This is a genomic window from Pelosinus sp. IPA-1 (genome assembly GCF_030269905.1).
Classification (GTDB): domain Bacteria; phylum Bacillota; class Negativicutes; order DSM-13327; family DSM-13327; genus Pelosinus.
The window spans coordinates 1-16,503 of sequence record NZ_BSVC01000016.1; the positions used below are offsets into that span (position 1 = coordinate 1).

The following is a 16,503-nucleotide window of genomic DNA, read 5'->3' on the forward strand; positions in this document are numbered from 1 at the left end:
GCCGACCAATACCGAACCCTATTAAGATCCGGCACCAGTCTTGGCTCAACCATTACGAACCCTCTACAATAAATAGTATGGCTTAAAACAGAAAACGAATACCTGGAAATGATCACCTTAAAAAAAGACAATCAGGACTTCGCTGAAGTATTGACTGTCTTTTTTTAGCTCTAAGTTTAACTAGAATGGATTTTATTTGTTACAGGTTACATTATAATTATTTTCAGTAACCTATTCTTTTCCGCTGATTTAACTGTTCTTTCGTTCTTGCTGAAAAAATGATTTATGTTTAATCAGAAAATTGCGATAAATTAATCACAAAGTTCATTTTTCACGATAGTTATAGATGTTTTTGGGATTGTTCAATAGAAACGGTTTAGATATAATTTGAGTAAATAAAGCTTGAATGGAGGTAATCTAATGAGAAAACTGGTGTCTTTGGTATTTATTGTACTTCTTTCCTGTCTAATTCTTGTTGGTTGCGGTGGTGGCAATACGAAAGCAACTACGGAAAAATCTGCGGCAGAAAAAACAGATAAACTCGTTATTTATTGTCCTCATCCGTTAACGTTTATCAATCCATTAGTAAGTGAGTTTGAAAAACAAAGCGGCATAAAAGTAGAAGTTGTGGCGGCTGGTAGTGGTGAATTATTAAAACGGGTAGAATCGGAAAAAGCAAATCCGTTAGGTGATATTTTCTGGGGTGGATCTCTTGGTACAATGAAACCGAAAGCAAATTTATTTGAGACATATACTTCCGCTAATGAAGATAAGGTACAACAGGCATTTAAGAATACGGAAGGTACTTTAACTCGGTTTACGGATATTCCAAGTGTGATTATGGTAAATACAAATTTAATTGGCGATATAAAGGTTGAAGGTTATGAGGACTTACTAAATCCGAAATTGAAAGGGAAAATTGCATTTTGTGATCCAGCGAAATCATCCTCATCCTATGAACATTTAATCAATATGCTCTATGCGATGGGGAAAGGTGACCCTGAAAAAGGCTGGGATTATGTAAAAGCACTTTGTGCAAATCTAAATGGTAAATTACTTAGTGGTTCTTCGGCTGTTTATAAAGGAGTAGCTGATGGTGAATATGCTGTCGGTTGTACCTTTGAGGAAGGTGGTGCACAATATGTTGCCGATGGTGCTCCAGTAAAGCTGGTTTATATGAAAGAAGGCGTTATTTCTAAACCAGATGGTGTTTACATCATAAAAAATGCTAAAAATATGGAAAATGCAAAGAAATTTATTGATTTTATTACAAGTAAAGATGCGCAGACCATTATCGTACAACAGTTACATAGACGTTCGGTCCGTACTGATGTTGAACCTCCAAAAGGCTTAATTGAAAAAACTAAAATCAATATTATAAATGATGATGAAAAAGTTGTTGTAGCAAATCAAAGACAATGGCTGGATAAATTTAAAGACATATTTACCAGCGTTAACTGATCTTTTCATTATTTAATACAGCCCACACAATTAATTTGATGTGGGCTGTATTTATACAAAATTGTTAGAAGTTTGAACGGAGGTTTACATATGAGTGTCGCAATTCACATCGACCATGTAATCAAAAGATATGACCAAGTAACGATTATCCCCGATTTATCAGCACATATAAAAAATGGTGAGTTCTTCACTTTACTGGGGCCATCGGGTTGTGGTAAGACGACTTTACTGAGAATGATTGCAGGTTTTAATAGTATTGAAGGCGGAAAAATTAAGTTTGATGATTTGCTGATCAACGATATTCCAACACATAAGCGCAATATTGGAATGGTATTTCAAAGTTATGCAATATTTCCTCATTTAACTGTACGAGAAAATGTAGAATATGGTTTGAAGTTACGCGGATTAGAAAAGGAAAAAATGAAAAAGAAAGTTGATAATATTTTAAAGGTAGTAAAAATAGAAGAATATCAAGACCGCTTACCGGAACGACTTTCTGGGGGGCAACAACAGCGTGTTGCATTAGCAAGAGCAATCGTAATTCATCCAAGTGTACTCTTAATGGATGAACCCCTTTCCAATTTAGATGCAAAACTTCGAGTGGAAATGCGGAGTGCAATTCGCGATGTACAAAACCAAGTGGGAATTACCACTGTCTATGTAACTCATGATCAAGAAGAAGCATTAGCGATTTCAGATAGAATCGCAGTTATGCAAACCGGTGTAATCCAGCAAATTGGCAAACCCCAATCAATTTATACACGACCTTATAATGTATTTGTATCTACATTTATCGGACATTCTAATTTATTTATAGGCAAAATAAAAGTGGATGCAATAAAAACATTTGTTGTATTTGGAGATGGTTATCAAATACAAATGGATAACCTAGGCTCGGTAGAAGATGGGCAAGATGTTATTATTGCTGTTAGGCCAGAAGAATTTTCTGTACAGGAAGATGGCATACAATGTAATATTAGTTCTCGGGTATTTCTGGGGAAATACGTAAATTATACTCTTACGTTTCCTCCTGAAATGTTAATTCCCAATCAATCATCAATTGAATTTTCGCAAGATTTAGGGCATGCGGAAAGGATCTTTGAGGTTGGTGATAGCATTACTCTTCGCCCGAATAAAGCAAAAATTAATGTTTTTACAGCAGATCAAACGATGAATTTAATTGAGGATGTGAAGCAGTATGAATAAAAAACTGCTTAGATGGGATTTTTGGACATCGGTAACTATTTTATCTGTTGTTATATTTGCACTATTTTTAATTTATCCTTTATTCTCTTTGTTTATTAGTAGTTTTCAAGATCCAGTTACAGGGTCTTTTACAATGGAGAATTTCGCTAAATTTTTCAGAAAAAAATATTACTATCAGTCATTGATCAACAGTATGTGGGTTACTACTTGTGTTACCATACTTTCCATTATAATTGGAATGACCCTTGCCTATTTTATGACGGCGTTCAAGGTGAAAGGTAAGTGGCTCGTTGAAGTATTTGTGATTATTTCCATGTTGTCACCACCCTTTATAGGTGCTTATTCTTGGGTTTTATTAGGTGGGCGAAGCGGAATACTTACTCAGTTTTTCTCCGAATTATTTCAAATGGAATGGCCATCTATTTATGGGTTTAGTGGTATACTCTTGGTACTTACATTAAAACTTTACCCTTTTATTTATTTGTATGTTTCGGGTGCGCTAAAAAAGATTGATGCATCCCTAATTGAGGCGGCAGAAAGTCTAGGATGTAGTGGCATAAAAAAAATAGCAACCGTCATTATGCCGCTGTTGTTACCCACAATGCTTGCTGGTGCGTTGATGGTTTTCATGAATGCATTAGCCGATTTTGGTACACCAATGCTTATTGGTGAGGGATTTAATGTTATGCCTGTTATGATTTATTCTGAGTTTATTAATGAAGTAGGCGGACAGGCCAATTTTGCTGCAGCCATGGCAACATTAATGGTTATTCTTACTTCAATCATTTTCTTATTGCAAAAATACGTTGTCAATCGAAAATCGTTTACAATGAGCTCTCTTAGACCTATGCAGGCGAAACAATTGCCAGGATTAAAAAATATTGTTATGCATATAGGCATTTATTTATTAGTGTTTGTATCGATGATTCCACAATTTACTGTCATGTATACGTCATTTTTAAAAACAAACGGACAAATTTTTGTGCCAGGTTTTTCTTTAAATAGTTATGTTACCGTTTTTAAGAATTTGACTTTAGCAATTACCAATACTTATGTTTATTCCTTTATTGCAATTTTGATCATTGTCATACTTGGTATGCTTGTAGCTTATATTACGACACGGAGAAAAAGCTGGCTTACAGATATTATTGATACAATGACCATGTTTCCTTACATTATTCCTGGGTCAGTGCTTGGGATAACCTTACTTCTGGCATTTAATGAAGATCCGTTGATCTTATCTGGTACAGCAATGATTATTATTGTTTCTTTAGTAATTCGGCGTTTACCATATACCTTGCGTTCAAGCTCAGCAATTTTGTATCAAATCAGCCCCAGTGTTGAAGAGGCATCGATTAGCCTTGGTGCGTCACCACTGCGGACTTTCTTTAAAATAACGGCGGTAATGATGATACCGGGTGTATTATCGGGAGCCATCCTAAGTTGGATTACTTGTATTAATGAATTGAGTTCATCGGTAATTTTGTACACTGGTGGAACAAAAACAATGTCAGTTGCCATTTATACAGAAGTAATTCGTGCAAGCTATGGTACTGCGGCGGCACTTTCTACAATATTGACGCTGACAACAGTTTTTGCATTGCTTTTATTTTTTAAGGTTTCCGGCAGTAAGGATATTAGTTTATAATGGAGTAAGAGACACTGTCATTGCAGTAGTTAGCAAAATCGGGGTGAGAATATGAGTGTAAAAGTTAACCAATTAAAGGATGAGCTACGGAGAACTTTTACCCTATATGCACTTATCCCGACTTTTATTATTGCCATTTTTGTTTTTGTACTTGGCTTTGCTTATTGGAATATCAATGTACTTGAACGCAATCAAAGTAAGCTCAATGTTGCTTGCGAAATGATGAGTACAATTATTTCTGGTTATATGGAAAAAGCTAACGACATTGCAGCAACTTGTGATATTAATAAGTTGCATGATAATAAAAATGCAAGGGTAGAAATGTATGAAAAGTTTTATCAATCAACGAATAACATAGGTGTACATACCGACTTTTATCTTTATGATGAGGGGATGAATCGGTTAATCTCTAATCAAAAACAGGATCCGGAATTTGTTGAACTTGCAAGAAGTGCAAATTGGGGGATTATAGGGCAAATCCAAAGAAGGCCGTCAGTTCCAATTTTTACTTTCGTTCGTTCTATTGCTAGTTTCGGTCCGCAAATGGATCTCGTTATTGGCAAAGCAATACTCGAAAAAGGTAAAATCTCTGGTTATGTACTGTTTGTTGTGCCGGCAGCACAACTAGTAAGCGCCGTGGCAAACCCCTATGTCCATATTATTGTAAAAGACGGTTATGATTATATGCCAATTTGTACAGATGAGTTTTTTTATACTGCAATGAATAAAATGAAAATAGAGTTTAAAAATGCAGATGGTTATTTTTCATTGGCAGATAGGAAGTATTATATTAGCAGAAGAGAAATTCTAAATGGTGAGTTAACAGTATTTTCATTGACTTCTGTTGGTGGTATTATCAATCAATTGACGAATGCATTGATGATTCTTATTGGCGTATTATTCATATTATCCCTGTCCATCGTAATCAGTGTGAAAAAGCAAGCTGAGGAAAAGACAAAAATGATCGATCAACTTGTCGAGGCATTTTCAGCTGTGAAAGATGGTAATCTTGATATGCGTCTAACTATTAATACGAATAACGAGTTTCAAATTATCGGTGAAGCTTATAATATAATGCTTTCCAGCTTAAAAGAGCTCATGCAAACCAACCATGAAAAGGCCAGGGCAACGGTTATTTCAGAGATTAAACAGCTTGAGTCCCAATTTAATCCTCACTTTTTATTTAATACCTTAGAAAATGTAAAATTCATGATTAAATTAGATCCTGTTGCAGCCAATAAAATGATTGTATCCTTATCTAATTTACTGCGCTACAGCATCAATAACAATAGCAGTGAAGTTACAATCAAAGAGGATATGGAATACACGCAAAATTATCTCGATATTCAGAAATATCGATTTGGTCAGCGTCTAAATTATATTCTTGATATACCAGAAGAAATTAATAATTGTATTATTCCTAAGCTAATTATTCAACCCATTATTGAAAATGCTGTAAAATATGGTTTTCGTGCCTGTCATCATATGCTTGTAGAAATTAAAATTAGCATTACCCTGAATCAGCTTGCAATTATTATTGCTAATAATGGTACGGAAATTGATGAGCAATCTCTTTATGAAATTCGCGAAATGCTATCATCTACGTCAAATTGCTCACAACATACAGGACTTTATAATGTCAATCGACGGATTCAGTTGATGTATGGTGAGTCTTATGGATTGGAAATTATGAGTAAGCGTCATGAAGGGACTACTGTAAAAATTATTTTGCCAATTCATAAGAAACAGTAAAAGGAGTAAAACGATATGCTCAAAGTCTTGATTGTTGAAGATGAAGAAATTATACGCAGAGGACTCGTTTACACCATTGACTGGCTGAGTATGAATTGTACGGTGGTGGGGGCAGCAGAGAATGGCAAAGAAGGACTTGCGATGCTAAAGCGATATGAAACAGATCTAGTTATTGCAGATATTATTATGCCGGAAATGAATGGTATTGAGATGCTTGAAGCAGCACAAAGTCTAGAGATTAAGCCATTTAGAAGTATCATTTTAACGAGCTACTCTAATTTCGACTATGCACGTAAGGCATTGCATCTGCAGGTAGCAGATTATTTGCTTAAACCTGTAGATGAAGACGAACTTAAAAATACAATTAATAGAATAAGGGGAAGTCTGGAAGAAAATAAAGCATACTCGAATATTGTTGCCCTTACCAAAAAGAGAGACATTGGTAAGCTTGTAGATTGGGATGTATATTTGAACAAAGATACCCTGAAAAATAGCTATGTTGCGCAAACCTTATACAAAATTCGGGATCAGTATAATGAAAAAATTAGTATTGAATCGATTGCTGAGGAGTTTGATGTGAGCGCAAGCTATCTAAGTCGTAAGTTTAAAGAAGCAACGGGACAAACTTTTTTAGAATTATTGACACGTTACCGTATTCAGAAAGCTATTGGTTTATTGAAAAAGGGGACTTATCGGGTGTATGAGGTTTCTGATTTGATCGGTTTTAGTGATTATAAGCATTTTTGCGTAGTATTTAAGAAATATACAAAAACATCTCCTACGGAATTTGTTAAACATATCGGCTGTATTATACATAAATAATGAAAGGAGCTTGAGTTGTGAAACCATATCAGGACTTTATCCTTATTACAGATTTAGATGGGACACTTGCAAATAGTGAACATAAAGTTTCACTTAAAAATATGGAGGCAATTGCTCATTTTGTCGCACAAGGCGGATATTTTGCGGTAGCTACTGGACGTACACAAAAAAATGTTGTGCCTTATATAACTGGGCTTGAAATTAATGCACCGTGTATTCTTTATAATGGCGGCGCACTGTTTTCCTGGCAGGAGCAATGCTTTCTTCAAACAAAGCATATTGAAAGCATTGATTTAGCTGATTACCTGAGACAATTAATGGTATTATTTCCACAAATGTGTATTGAAGTTTTTACCGAAGAGCAACTATATGTAATTACTGATCCTAATAATATTGATGAGCATATGGAACGAGAAAAACAAGAGTTCGTTTATGCTAAAATTAGTGATATATTAGAAAAAACTTGGATTAAAGTTATTCTTTGTGACAGTCACGAAAATTTACTTGCTAGCCGAAATTTATTAGCAGTATTTCACCTAGAGAATAAAACAAATAACTTTTTTTCTGCAGTTACCTATTTAGAAATAGTAGGCAAGCATGTTTCTAAAGGAAATATGCTGGGTGAATTGCTGAATATGGAAGAGTTCCGCCTTAAGAAAGTGATTGCAGCAGGTGACTTTCAAAATGATATTGAAATGTTACGGCTTGCTCATTGTGGAGTTGCACCAGCTAATGCACAAGAAGATGTAAAAAGGGTTGCAGATGTTATTGCAGTAAGTAATGATGATGATTTAATGCATGATATCATATATCGTATCGTACCAACACTGTTGTAGAAATGAGACAAATACTGTACCCGAACTCCTGCAGGGCATCCAGCCTTGCAGGAGTTTGTATATAGATGGTAAATTAAGTATAATAACAGATTTTTTTTATCAAAAGGGAATGCGTACTAATTCAAACTTAGAAAAGGATTGTAAAAATGTTGTAGATATATACCTGAAAATATAGAGCTCTAATCAAATCGGTTTTTGATCTGCAAAGAAGGAGTGGTAAATTTGCGTTTACGTATGCCTTGTATTGATCGTGTGGGGTTAGTTCGCGACATTAGTATGATTCTAGAGCAACGTAATATTAATATTGTTACCATCGAAGTAGAGCAGGAAGCTATATTTCTAGAGTGTCAGGCTGTGTCACAAAATAAGGAAGGGGAATTAATTCAGGCATTATGTGGCGTAGCGGGCGTACATAGAGTGGAGAAAACTAGATTTATGCCCTCAAAGGAACGGGCCGAGCAGCTTGATGCGGTATTGACCTCAGTCAACGATGGAATTTTGGTTGTCAATTGTGACGGTGTTATTATCCAATGTAATACCGCAGCAGTCCGAATTTTGAACATGCCAATGGAGCAGATGCTAGGACAAACCTTAGGGGACAATCTCTCATGGAATTTGCTAGTGTCGGAGACATTAGCAACTGGGTGCTCTTATCGGGATCGGGAAATATTTGTTGAATGCATTGGCAGCTATTGCGTAATTAGTACCATTCCTCTGCAAGGGAATAGCAATGAGGTTATTGGGGTTGTAACAGTGCTGCGAGACATTAGAGATGTAAGGAATTTAGTGCAAAAGATGACTGCTTCTCTCCCTGTAGATTTTGGAGATATTGCGTGTATTAGTTCGGTAATGCAAGAATTGATAGCTCAATCTCGCAGGTACGCGTTAAGTGACTCTACCGTGTTAATTCGTGGAGAGACGGGGACAGGCAAGGAACTTTTCGCTAGGGCACTGCATAATGGATCCATGCGAGCTCATGGTACTTTCTTACCGATTAACTGCGCAGCGATTCCGGAGACGTTAATGGAAAGCGAACTCTTTGGGTATGAGGAAGGAGCTTTTACGGGAGCAGTCAAAGGAGGAAAGCCAGGGCTGTTCGAGCTGTCCAATGGTGGCACGCTTTTTCTTGATGAGATAGGAGAAATGTCGGTGCACTTACAGGTTAAACTTCTGCGAGTTCTCCAGGAGCGGCGCGTTAGACGGTTAGGTAGCTCACGAGAACTGGTGGTAGACGTACGGGTTATTACTGCTACCAACCGCAACTTAGAAGATATGGTGGCGCGAGGAACATTTCGGGAAGATTTATATTATCGTTTAAATGTCATTCCCCTTCTCTTGCCGCCACTGCGAGAACGACCAGAGGATATTACGATCCTTGCGGAGTATTTTTTAGGGCGATTTGCGGATAAAATGCGTCGTCCGGTTAATGCCTTTACTACTGGAGCCATGCAATGTTTACAAAGGTACGATTGGCCTGGTAACGTCCGTGAGCTAGAAAATGTTATCGAACGAGCTGTGAATTTGGTAGATGGTCCCCAAATTCGAGCTGAGCATATCTTTTTAGGACGGCGAACGCCAATGAGTGTAAAAAACTCTTCAACAGCACAGTGTGAAAACTATCAGACGATGAAAGAACGTTTGGCTGAGACGGAACGACTTATTTTGAAAGAAACGTTGGAGCGTTATCATTCTTCCAGGCGAGTAGGTACAGTTTTAGATTTATCTCATACGGCAGTATTGAAAAAAATGCGTAAATATGGATTGTTACCAGAATGAAAAATAAAACCATAATTTCTGGAAACTTTTAATGCTACTGGAATCTTTTTTGCAATAAAAAGTTACAGCTGTATACATAAGAGGGAAAAAAGGTGTGCTAATTCAAGCAAAATTACGATTTTGCGAATTGGCACATTTTTTGCATTTATACAAGGTAAGGGGCGAAAGGTAGCTGGCGCCTAAAAGGTGATCTAGATAGTAACAGGTCACTAAAACTATATAATAGTAAGAGGAGAGATCATTATTATGGAGCGTAAGTATATGGCCGAGCCTTTTAAGATTAAAATGGTGGAAACAATTAAAATGACAACACAGGAAGAAAGAGAAGTTGCGATTGAACGTGCAGGCTATAATACCTTTTTACTTAATTCTAAAGAGTGTTATATTGATTTGTTAACAGATAGTGGCACAAATGCGATGAGTGATAATCAATGGGCTGGTATGATGCTCGGTGATGAGGCTTATGCTGGAAGTGTTAACTTTTTTGAATTAGAAAAAACAGTTCAAGAGCTTTATGGATTCAAACATGTTGTTCCTACTCATCAGGGACGTGGTGCGGAAAATATTTTATCTCGAATTGCTATTAAGCCAGGAGATTATGTACCTGGCAATATGTACTTTACTACAACTCGGGCTCACCAAGAAATGAATGGCGCTACATTCGTAGATATTATTGTAGATGCTGCTCATGATTCGGAAAATGAAGAGCCTTTTAAAGGAAATGTTGATCTGAAAAAGCTGCAAGATTTAATTGATCGTGTTGGTGCTGATAAAATTCCGTATATCTGCATAGCAGTGACTGTAAACTTGGCTGGTGGTCAGCCTGTCAGTATGGAAAATGCTCGTGCAGTTAGTAAAATTGCAAGACAACATGGTATTAAAGTTATGTTTGACGCCACTCGCTGTATCGAAAATTCATATTTTATTAAAGAACGAGAAGAAGCCTATAAAGATAAATCGATTGCTGAAATTGTAAAGGAACTATTCAGCTATGGTGATGGCGCTACCATGAGTGGCAAGAAAGATTGTTTGGTAAATATTGGTGGTTTCTTAGCCTTGAATGATGAAGATTTATTTCAAAAGGCAAAACAAATGGTGGTATTATTTGAAGGAATGCCAAGTTATGGCGGATTAGCGGGTCGTGATATGGAAGCTATGGCCCGTGGTATGCGGGAATCTGTTGATTACTACTATATTAAGCATCGTATTGAACAAGTTCGCTATCTTGGCAGTAAGTTAGATGCCGCAGGTGTCCCTATTGTAAAACCAATCGGTGGTCATGCTGTTTTCTTAGATGCCAAACGCTTTTTACCTAATATTCCTCAAGATCAATTTCCTGCTCAAGCACTAGCAGCATCCCTTTATACGATTTCAGGTGTTCGCTCCATGGAGCGTGGTATCGTATCCGCAGGTCGAGATGGAAAAACAGGTAAACATCACTATCCAAAATTAGAATTAGTACGTTTGACGATTCCTCGTCGCGTGTATACTTACGCTCATATGGATGTGGTTGCTGAAGCAGTTATTGATCTATATGAAAATCGGGATAAAATTTGTGGTTTGGAAATGGTTTATGAACCACCAGTATTACGCTTTTTCACTGCACGCTTCAAACCACTTAAGTAAAGAAGGCAGGTCCGAAGACCAAATTTCTCGATAACCGTTTTTAAGCTAACTTAAAAAGTAGCTTAAACATCTTAAAGTAAAATATTAAAGAAGGAATTAGTTAACTGAAAAGATGATTTCTGTGTTAAACAGAAATCATCTTTTTACTTTCTTTGTCTCTTTTGAATACTATAATAAATTTTGCTCGGTTAGCCAAATTTGAAGATAATCAATAAATTTTTTGCCGCAGGCGAAATTGTTTTCAAAGAAGATGCTGCAATTCCAATCCTGCGGAAATGATTTTTTTCTAAATTTATGGCACGAATACTTTGTGAGATATTACATAATAATAGCAAAAAAGTATAGATATTATTACTAGAGCTATCGAGAAATAGTATAATAAGGTATGGGAACTATAAGAAAGGAATACGGACTCTTTTAGATCTGTTTTAAGAGAAAAGGGGTACAGGATGATACGAAAGGCACTAAAGTTATTTACTACACGAAAGGCTATAGTGGGAGCCGCTATTTTGGCTGTAATATTGGCCTTCTGGTTTTTGCCGCCTAGCTTGGTGGTTTTGCCACGAAATGTGGCCCTTACTTTTATGGAGGAACCATCCACAACACAGACGATTACTTGGCAGACAGGGCAATATAGCATTGGTAGTCAGGTAGAGTATGCAAAGGTAGCAGATAATTTACACTCAGTCAGGACGGGTACAACGCAGCAGGTGGCGACTGATCGCGGCTTGATTACGGTTCATTCGGTACAGTTGACTGAACTTGAACCAGCCACTCGTTATCAGTATCGAGTTGGTGATGGATTATTTTGGAGCCCATATCATACCTTTACCACAGCGCCAGCTAAGGTAGAATCCTTTCGTTTTTTGCTGCTTGGCGATTCCCAGGGAGATTCTTATGAGTTATGGAAACGTACTCTAAAGACTGCCTATGAAAGAAATTCGGATGTTGCCTTCATGATGAATGTCGGAGACTTAGTTGATATTGGCCTTTCTTATGATCAATGGAACGATTGGTTCCAAGCTGGTCAAGGTGTGATCGATACCATTCCAATTATGCCAGTGATGGGCAATCATGAAACCTATACAACAGAGTGGAAAATTGACAAACCCCTTCTTTATACAGGACTATTTCGACTTCCTAGTAATGGGCCAAATAATTTAAAAGGTAAAGTATATTCTTTTGATTACGGCGATGTTCACTTCAGTATCCTCGATAGTCAATTGCAGGAAGAGGCGGAGTGGATACCAGACATGTTGGCTTCTCAACAAGAGTGGTTAAAAAAAGATTTAGCTGCAACAAAAAAACGCTGGAAGCTAGTTTTTATTCATCGCCCAGTACACCATAATCGCCCTTCCGATGGGGATGAAGATCTACGTGATGCCTTCACACCGCTGTTTGAACGCTATCATGTAGATGTAGTATTCTCTGGACATGACCACGTATATGCTCGTTCTTATCCCATGGCAGGTGATAAATGGACGGATGAAAAGGGGGATGGCCCAGTGTATATTACGACTGGGCGAAGCGGTAAAAAAACCTTTGGCCGCGCCCTGCGAAAGAATTGGAATGCGGTATATTATAATCCTATGGAACAACCAAACTATTTGACAGTAGCGGTAAGTAACCACAGTCTGAAGATAGAAGCCTTCGAGCTCAATGGAGAACTTATTGATACATGGGAGAAAACGGCTGATTAAATAAGTAGGAGTAAATGAGAAGAAGTACTGGCTAAAGTAGTGGGTATGAAGATCTTGAGAAAGATAAAGAAAAGTAGGAGGGCACCCTTAGGTGCCCTCCTACTTTTCTTTATTGTAATTTACAAAGGGTAATCAGTATGTGAATTTATTTATTTTTATAATTGGTTTGAATCAAATCTTTAGTCCAGAACGCCGACTTGGTTTCCGTAGTTCCGCGCCATGAAAACACTCTTAGAATTACATATGCAATTAGAAGAGTGAGTGAAAACAATAATTCTATGCCCATTACTTAGACCACCTTTCCATAAATCTGTTGTTGGTTTAAGTATAGCACGTGGAAAATATACATAAAAATGATTGGTTTATATAAGATTAATCATTTTTAGTGATTAGTCTTAGTGAACTTTTTTATCATTTTGTCATAGAGCTACAAAGCTCCCGAAAAGCCTTCAAGGCAGGTGTTAGCCATTTTTCATGATGATAGATTAATTGAGTTTTTACATCGAACTTGGGTCCTGTCCAATCCAGTTCGATTAGTTTTCCTCTTTCCAATTCATCTTTAACAGAGATTTTCGGTAAAATAGCAACTCCCAATCCACAAATCGTACATTCTTTTATTGCTCCTACACTGGTGAGTTCCATCATCGATTCTGGTTTTACCTCATGCTTTTTAAAGACAGAGAGAATGAGAGGCCGATATCCGCAACCTGGGGATGTAAGGATTAGGCATTCATCAGAAAAATCACTGGGATTGATGCTTTTCTTTTTCGTTAGTCTATGAAGGGGGCTTGCTACAAGTGTCATGCATTCATCATGGAGTGTTTGTACTGCCATATCATGGGGTTTAATCCTATCAGTGAGTACCATGGCGATATCAATATGATTACCTTTGATTAATTCATAAAGATTTTCGCAACTTTCTGTTTTGACGCGGATTTCAACAAGGGGGTATCGTTTACGGTATTCAGTCAATATTTGAGGAAGACGATATACACAAAGTGTCTCAGCAGCTCCAATATTGATTGTTCCGCGGAAAACTTGCGGTGATAATTCTTCTTTCGCTTTTTCACATAATGCTAATATGTTTGTTGCATTTTGTAAGAAGATTTTCCCTTCGTTCGTTAGTTGAATCCCTCGCCCCAAACGTTCGAATAACTTTACTTGCAATTCTTCCTCTAACTGGCGAATTTGCCCTGTTATATTGGATTGAGCATAGCCTAATTTTAAACCGGCTTTTGTAAAGTTTAATGTTTGGGCGGCAGCACAAAAAATCTGCAGTTGGCGTAATTCCACGGAGATACCTCCTTAATCATCATTATAAATGATTAATGTCATATAAAATAATCATTTCTAGTAAGAATAATAAAATGATACACTAAGCCTAAATGAAAGTCTATATAGTTTTTTTTAGTGCAGTGATGTTAATTTCTTCTAAATTATTAGGGAAAATTTACGTAGTGAAAGGGTGAAGTAGTAAGATGAGTCATGTATTTTATCGTAATGTAAATAAAACGTATCTTGAGGTGGACCGCGGAGAAGGGATTTATCTGTATGACAAAGAGGGCAAGAAGTATATTGATGCTTGCTCAGGTGCGGCTGTATCCAACTTAGGTCACGCTCATCCACGGATTATCGATGCCATGGTAAAACAGGCTCAGAAAGTGGCTTTTAGTCATTTATCCCGCTGGACATCTACGCCGATACAGGAATTGGCGAACTTGATCGCAGATTTAGCACCTGGTTCCTTGAGTAAGTTATATTTGGTATCTGGTGGTTCAGAAGCGACAGAATCAGCACTAAAGATGGCACGACAGTATTATATGGAGCGAGATGGCAAAACAGGGAAATATCGCATTATTTCTCGTTGGAAGAGTTTTCATGGCAATACCATTGGATCCTTGTCTATGACGGGTGATAAAAGGCGTGGAAAATATACACCACTACTCTTGAATTTTCCTCATATTGCGCCGGCATACTGTTATCGTTGCCCTTTTGGTAAATGCCAAGAGACTTGCAATGTGGATTGTGCTCTTGATTTGGAACGGACGCTTAAAATGGAAGGAGCGGATCATGTTGCTGCCTTTATTGCAGAATCTGTAGGTGGCGCAGCCTGTGGTGCTATTGTTCCCCATAAGGATTATTTTAAAATCATTCGAGAAATTTGTGATCATTATGATATTTTGTTTATTGCTGATGAAGTAATGGCTGGTTTTGGACGGACAGGCTCTATGTTTAGTATTGAAGATTGGGGAGTTGTACCGGATCTGATTTGTGCCGCAAAGGGTATGAGTGCTGGATATTCTCCCTTAGGTGCTGTCATTGCAAAAGTAGAAATTTACAATGCTTTTAAGCAAGGTTCAGGTGTATTTGTTCATGGACATACCTATGGTGGAAATCCTTTATCAGCAGCGGTTGCGTTAGCAGTAGTTCAAACTTTGGTAGAAAATAAATTGGTAGAAAACTCCCGTATTGTTGGAGAATATTTACTGTCACAATTAAAGGAAAAATTATTGCCCTTCTCTTATGTGGGAGATGTGCGGGGTAAGGGATTGATGCTTGGTGTGGAAATTGTAAGGGATAAAGCAAGAAAAGAACCTTTCCCCGTTAAAATGGGTATGGCAGAAAAACTAACAAATACATTACTGAAGCATGGGGTAATTGTATATCCTGGTAATGGTAATGCCGATGGAGTAAATGGGGATCAGTTCCTTCTTGCGCCACCGCTGATTATCACGAAAGACCAAGCAGACGAATTAATCGAAGGCATGGTGGCTGGATTTATAGAATTTGATAAAAATATCGAAACAGTGAAATAAGAGGTGAGTAGAATGGAAAAACTTATTATCACAATCGCACCGACGGGCAATGTACCAACGAAGGAAATGACTCCTCATGTTCCTCTGACGCCAGAAGAAATTGTTAAGGATATAATTGCTTGTTATGAAAAGGGGGCTGCTGTAGCCCATATTCATGGGAGGGATGAAGAGGGAATCCCAACTTGTGATGTAAAATATTTTGAGAAAACTGTTCGGTTGCTTGATGAGGCTGGATGTCCCATTGTAAAACAAATTTCTACTGGCGCAAGGGCTGGGAAATCAGGGGAAGCGAGAGCAGAAGCCCTAGGATTAAATCCACTTTCTGCTAGTCTGTCATCTGGGTCATCTAATTTTCCTACAAGCATTAATGCGAATGAGCCAAAGCTTGTAGAGTATCTGGCAAAAACTATGCTTGAAAAAAATATTAAACCAGAAATAGAAGTATTCGATGTAGCTATGATTCACAATGCTGTTCGTTTGCAAACGGAAGGCTTGATCAAAGGACCTTTACTATTTAATTTCGTATTAGGAGTAAAAGGCTCTTTACCAGCGACCCCCAAGAATTTATTTTTTCTTTTTGAAAGTTTACCGCCCAATGCAGTTTGGAGTGTTTCCATCATTGGCCCTCAGCATGTAAATCTATCCGTTATGGCTATGGCATTAGGAGGCCATGTGCGTGTAGGCATTGAAGATAACGTATATTATAGTAAGGGTATTAAAGCAACAAACGTGGCGTTGGTAGGGAGAATTGCTGGCATTGCACAAAGTATGGGAAGAGAACTAGCTACTCCTCAAGATGTTAAAAAGATATGGGGGATAGAGTAAAATATAATATTCATAAAAAGGGTCTGAACTTCAAA

General features: G+C 37.4%; 13 protein-coding genes. 11 read left to right on the forward strand and 2 right to left on the reverse strand.

The annotated features are described in order from the left end of the window. Positions 1-420: 420 nt before the first annotated feature. The 9 genes from QSJ81_RS24640 (at position 421) to QSJ81_RS24680 (ending at position 12,827) form a co-directional block, all read left to right on the forward strand. A complete protein-coding gene (locus QSJ81_RS24640) occupies positions 421-1,461 on the forward strand; it encodes an ABC transporter substrate-binding protein (protein WP_285719972.1) in 1,041 nt (346 codons plus the stop codon). 90 nt (positions 1,462-1,551) lie between these two features. Beyond that, entirely contained in the window at positions 1,552-2,667 is a 1,116-nt protein-coding gene (locus tag QSJ81_RS24645) for an ABC transporter ATP-binding protein (protein ID WP_285719973.1), read from the forward strand. Further along, positions 2,660-4,315 carry an ABC transporter permease gene (locus tag QSJ81_RS24650; protein WP_285719974.1) on the forward strand — a complete coding sequence of 552 codons (1,656 nt, stop codon included), beginning with the start codon at positions 2,660-2,662 and terminating at the stop codon, positions 4,313-4,315. Before QSJ81_RS24645 ends, QSJ81_RS24650 begins: the two co-directional genes overlap by 8 nt. Positions 4,316-4,366: 51 nt before the next feature. Then, positions 4,367-6,067, forward strand: coding sequence for a sensor histidine kinase (locus tag QSJ81_RS24655; RefSeq protein ID WP_285719975.1), 1,701 nt, complete (start codon positions 4,367-4,369; stop codon positions 6,065-6,067). A 15-nt stretch (positions 6,068-6,082) separates the two neighbouring features. Continuing rightward, positions 6,083-6,889 (forward strand): response regulator transcription factor, encoded by an 807-nt coding sequence (locus tag QSJ81_RS24660; protein ID WP_285719976.1) that lies wholly within the window; start codon positions 6,083-6,085, stop codon positions 6,887-6,889. Between the two features lie 17 nt (positions 6,890-6,906). After that, the gene (locus QSJ81_RS24665; protein ID WP_285719977.1) at positions 6,907-7,725 is read left to right on the forward strand and encodes an HAD-IIB family hydrolase; all 819 of its coding nucleotides are present in this window, start codon (positions 6,907-6,909) and stop codon (positions 7,723-7,725) included. Between the two features lie 222 nt (positions 7,726-7,947). Further along, positions 7,948-9,501: a sigma 54-interacting transcriptional regulator gene (locus QSJ81_RS24670; RefSeq protein WP_352230935.1), complete on the forward strand. Its 1,554-nt coding sequence runs from the start codon at positions 7,948-7,950 to the stop codon at positions 9,499-9,501. A gap of 246 nt (positions 9,502-9,747) precedes the next feature. Beyond that, the gene (locus QSJ81_RS24675; protein ID WP_285719979.1) at positions 9,748-11,127 is read left to right on the forward strand and encodes a tyrosine phenol-lyase; all 1,380 of its coding nucleotides are present in this window, start codon (positions 9,748-9,750) and stop codon (positions 11,125-11,127) included. 449 nt (positions 11,128-11,576) lie between these two features. Beyond that, positions 11,577-12,827: a purple acid phosphatase family protein gene (locus tag QSJ81_RS24680; protein WP_285719980.1), complete on the forward strand. Its 1,251-nt coding sequence runs from the start codon at positions 11,577-11,579 to the stop codon at positions 12,825-12,827. 145 nt (positions 12,828-12,972) lie between these two features. Here the strand turns inward: QSJ81_RS24680 and QSJ81_RS24685 are convergent, their stop codons facing one another. Beyond that, a complete protein-coding gene (locus QSJ81_RS24685) occupies positions 12,973-13,113 on the reverse strand; it encodes a hypothetical protein (RefSeq protein WP_285719981.1) in 141 nt (46 codons plus the stop codon). A 125-nt stretch (positions 13,114-13,238) separates the two neighbouring features. Then, positions 13,239-14,120 (reverse strand): LysR family transcriptional regulator, encoded by an 882-nt coding sequence (locus QSJ81_RS24690; RefSeq protein WP_285719982.1) that lies wholly within the window; start codon positions 14,118-14,120, stop codon positions 13,239-13,241. Between the two features lie 185 nt (positions 14,121-14,305). Here QSJ81_RS24690 and QSJ81_RS24695 point away from each other — a divergent pair, with 185 nt between their 5' ends. Together QSJ81_RS24695 and QSJ81_RS24700 are read left to right on the forward strand one after the other, a co-directional pair. Then, positions 14,306-15,643: an aspartate aminotransferase family protein gene (locus QSJ81_RS24695; protein WP_285719983.1), complete on the forward strand. Its 1,338-nt coding sequence runs from the start codon at positions 14,306-14,308 to the stop codon at positions 15,641-15,643. Between the two features lie 12 nt (positions 15,644-15,655). Further along, positions 15,656-16,468 (forward strand): beta-keto acid cleavage family enzyme, encoded by an 813-nt coding sequence (locus QSJ81_RS24700; protein WP_285719984.1) that lies wholly within the window; start codon positions 15,656-15,658, stop codon positions 16,466-16,468. Positions 16,469-16,503 lie beyond the last annotated feature (35 nt).

Coding starts and splice junctions, on each gene's coding strand:
- QSJ81_RS24640 (WP_285719972.1), top strand. CDS start 421: ATGAGAAAACTGGTGTCTTTGGTATTTATTGTACTTCTTTCCTGTCTA.
- QSJ81_RS24645 (WP_285719973.1), top strand. CDS start 1,552: ATGAGTGTCGCAATTCACATCGACCATGTAATCAAAAGATATGACCAA.
- QSJ81_RS24650 (WP_285719974.1), top strand. CDS start 2,660: ATGAATAAAAAACTGCTTAGATGGGATTTTTGGACATCGGTAACTATT.
- QSJ81_RS24655 (WP_285719975.1), top strand. CDS start 4,367: ATGAGTGTAAAAGTTAACCAATTAAAGGATGAGCTACGGAGAACTTTT.
- QSJ81_RS24660 (WP_285719976.1), top strand. CDS start 6,083: ATGCTCAAAGTCTTGATTGTTGAAGATGAAGAAATTATACGCAGAGGA.
- QSJ81_RS24675 (WP_285719979.1), top strand. CDS start 9,748: ATGGAGCGTAAGTATATGGCCGAGCCTTTTAAGATTAAAATGGTGGAA.
- QSJ81_RS24680 (WP_285719980.1), top strand. CDS start 11,577: ATGATACGAAAGGCACTAAAGTTATTTACTACACGAAAGGCTATAGTG.
- QSJ81_RS24685 (WP_285719981.1), bottom strand. CDS start 13,113: ATGGGCATAGAATTATTGTTTTCACTCACTCTTCTAATTGCATATGTA.
- QSJ81_RS24695 (WP_285719983.1), top strand. CDS start 14,306: ATGAGTCATGTATTTTATCGTAATGTAAATAAAACGTATCTTGAGGTG.
- QSJ81_RS24700 (WP_285719984.1), top strand. CDS start 15,656: ATGGAAAAACTTATTATCACAATCGCACCGACGGGCAATGTACCAACG.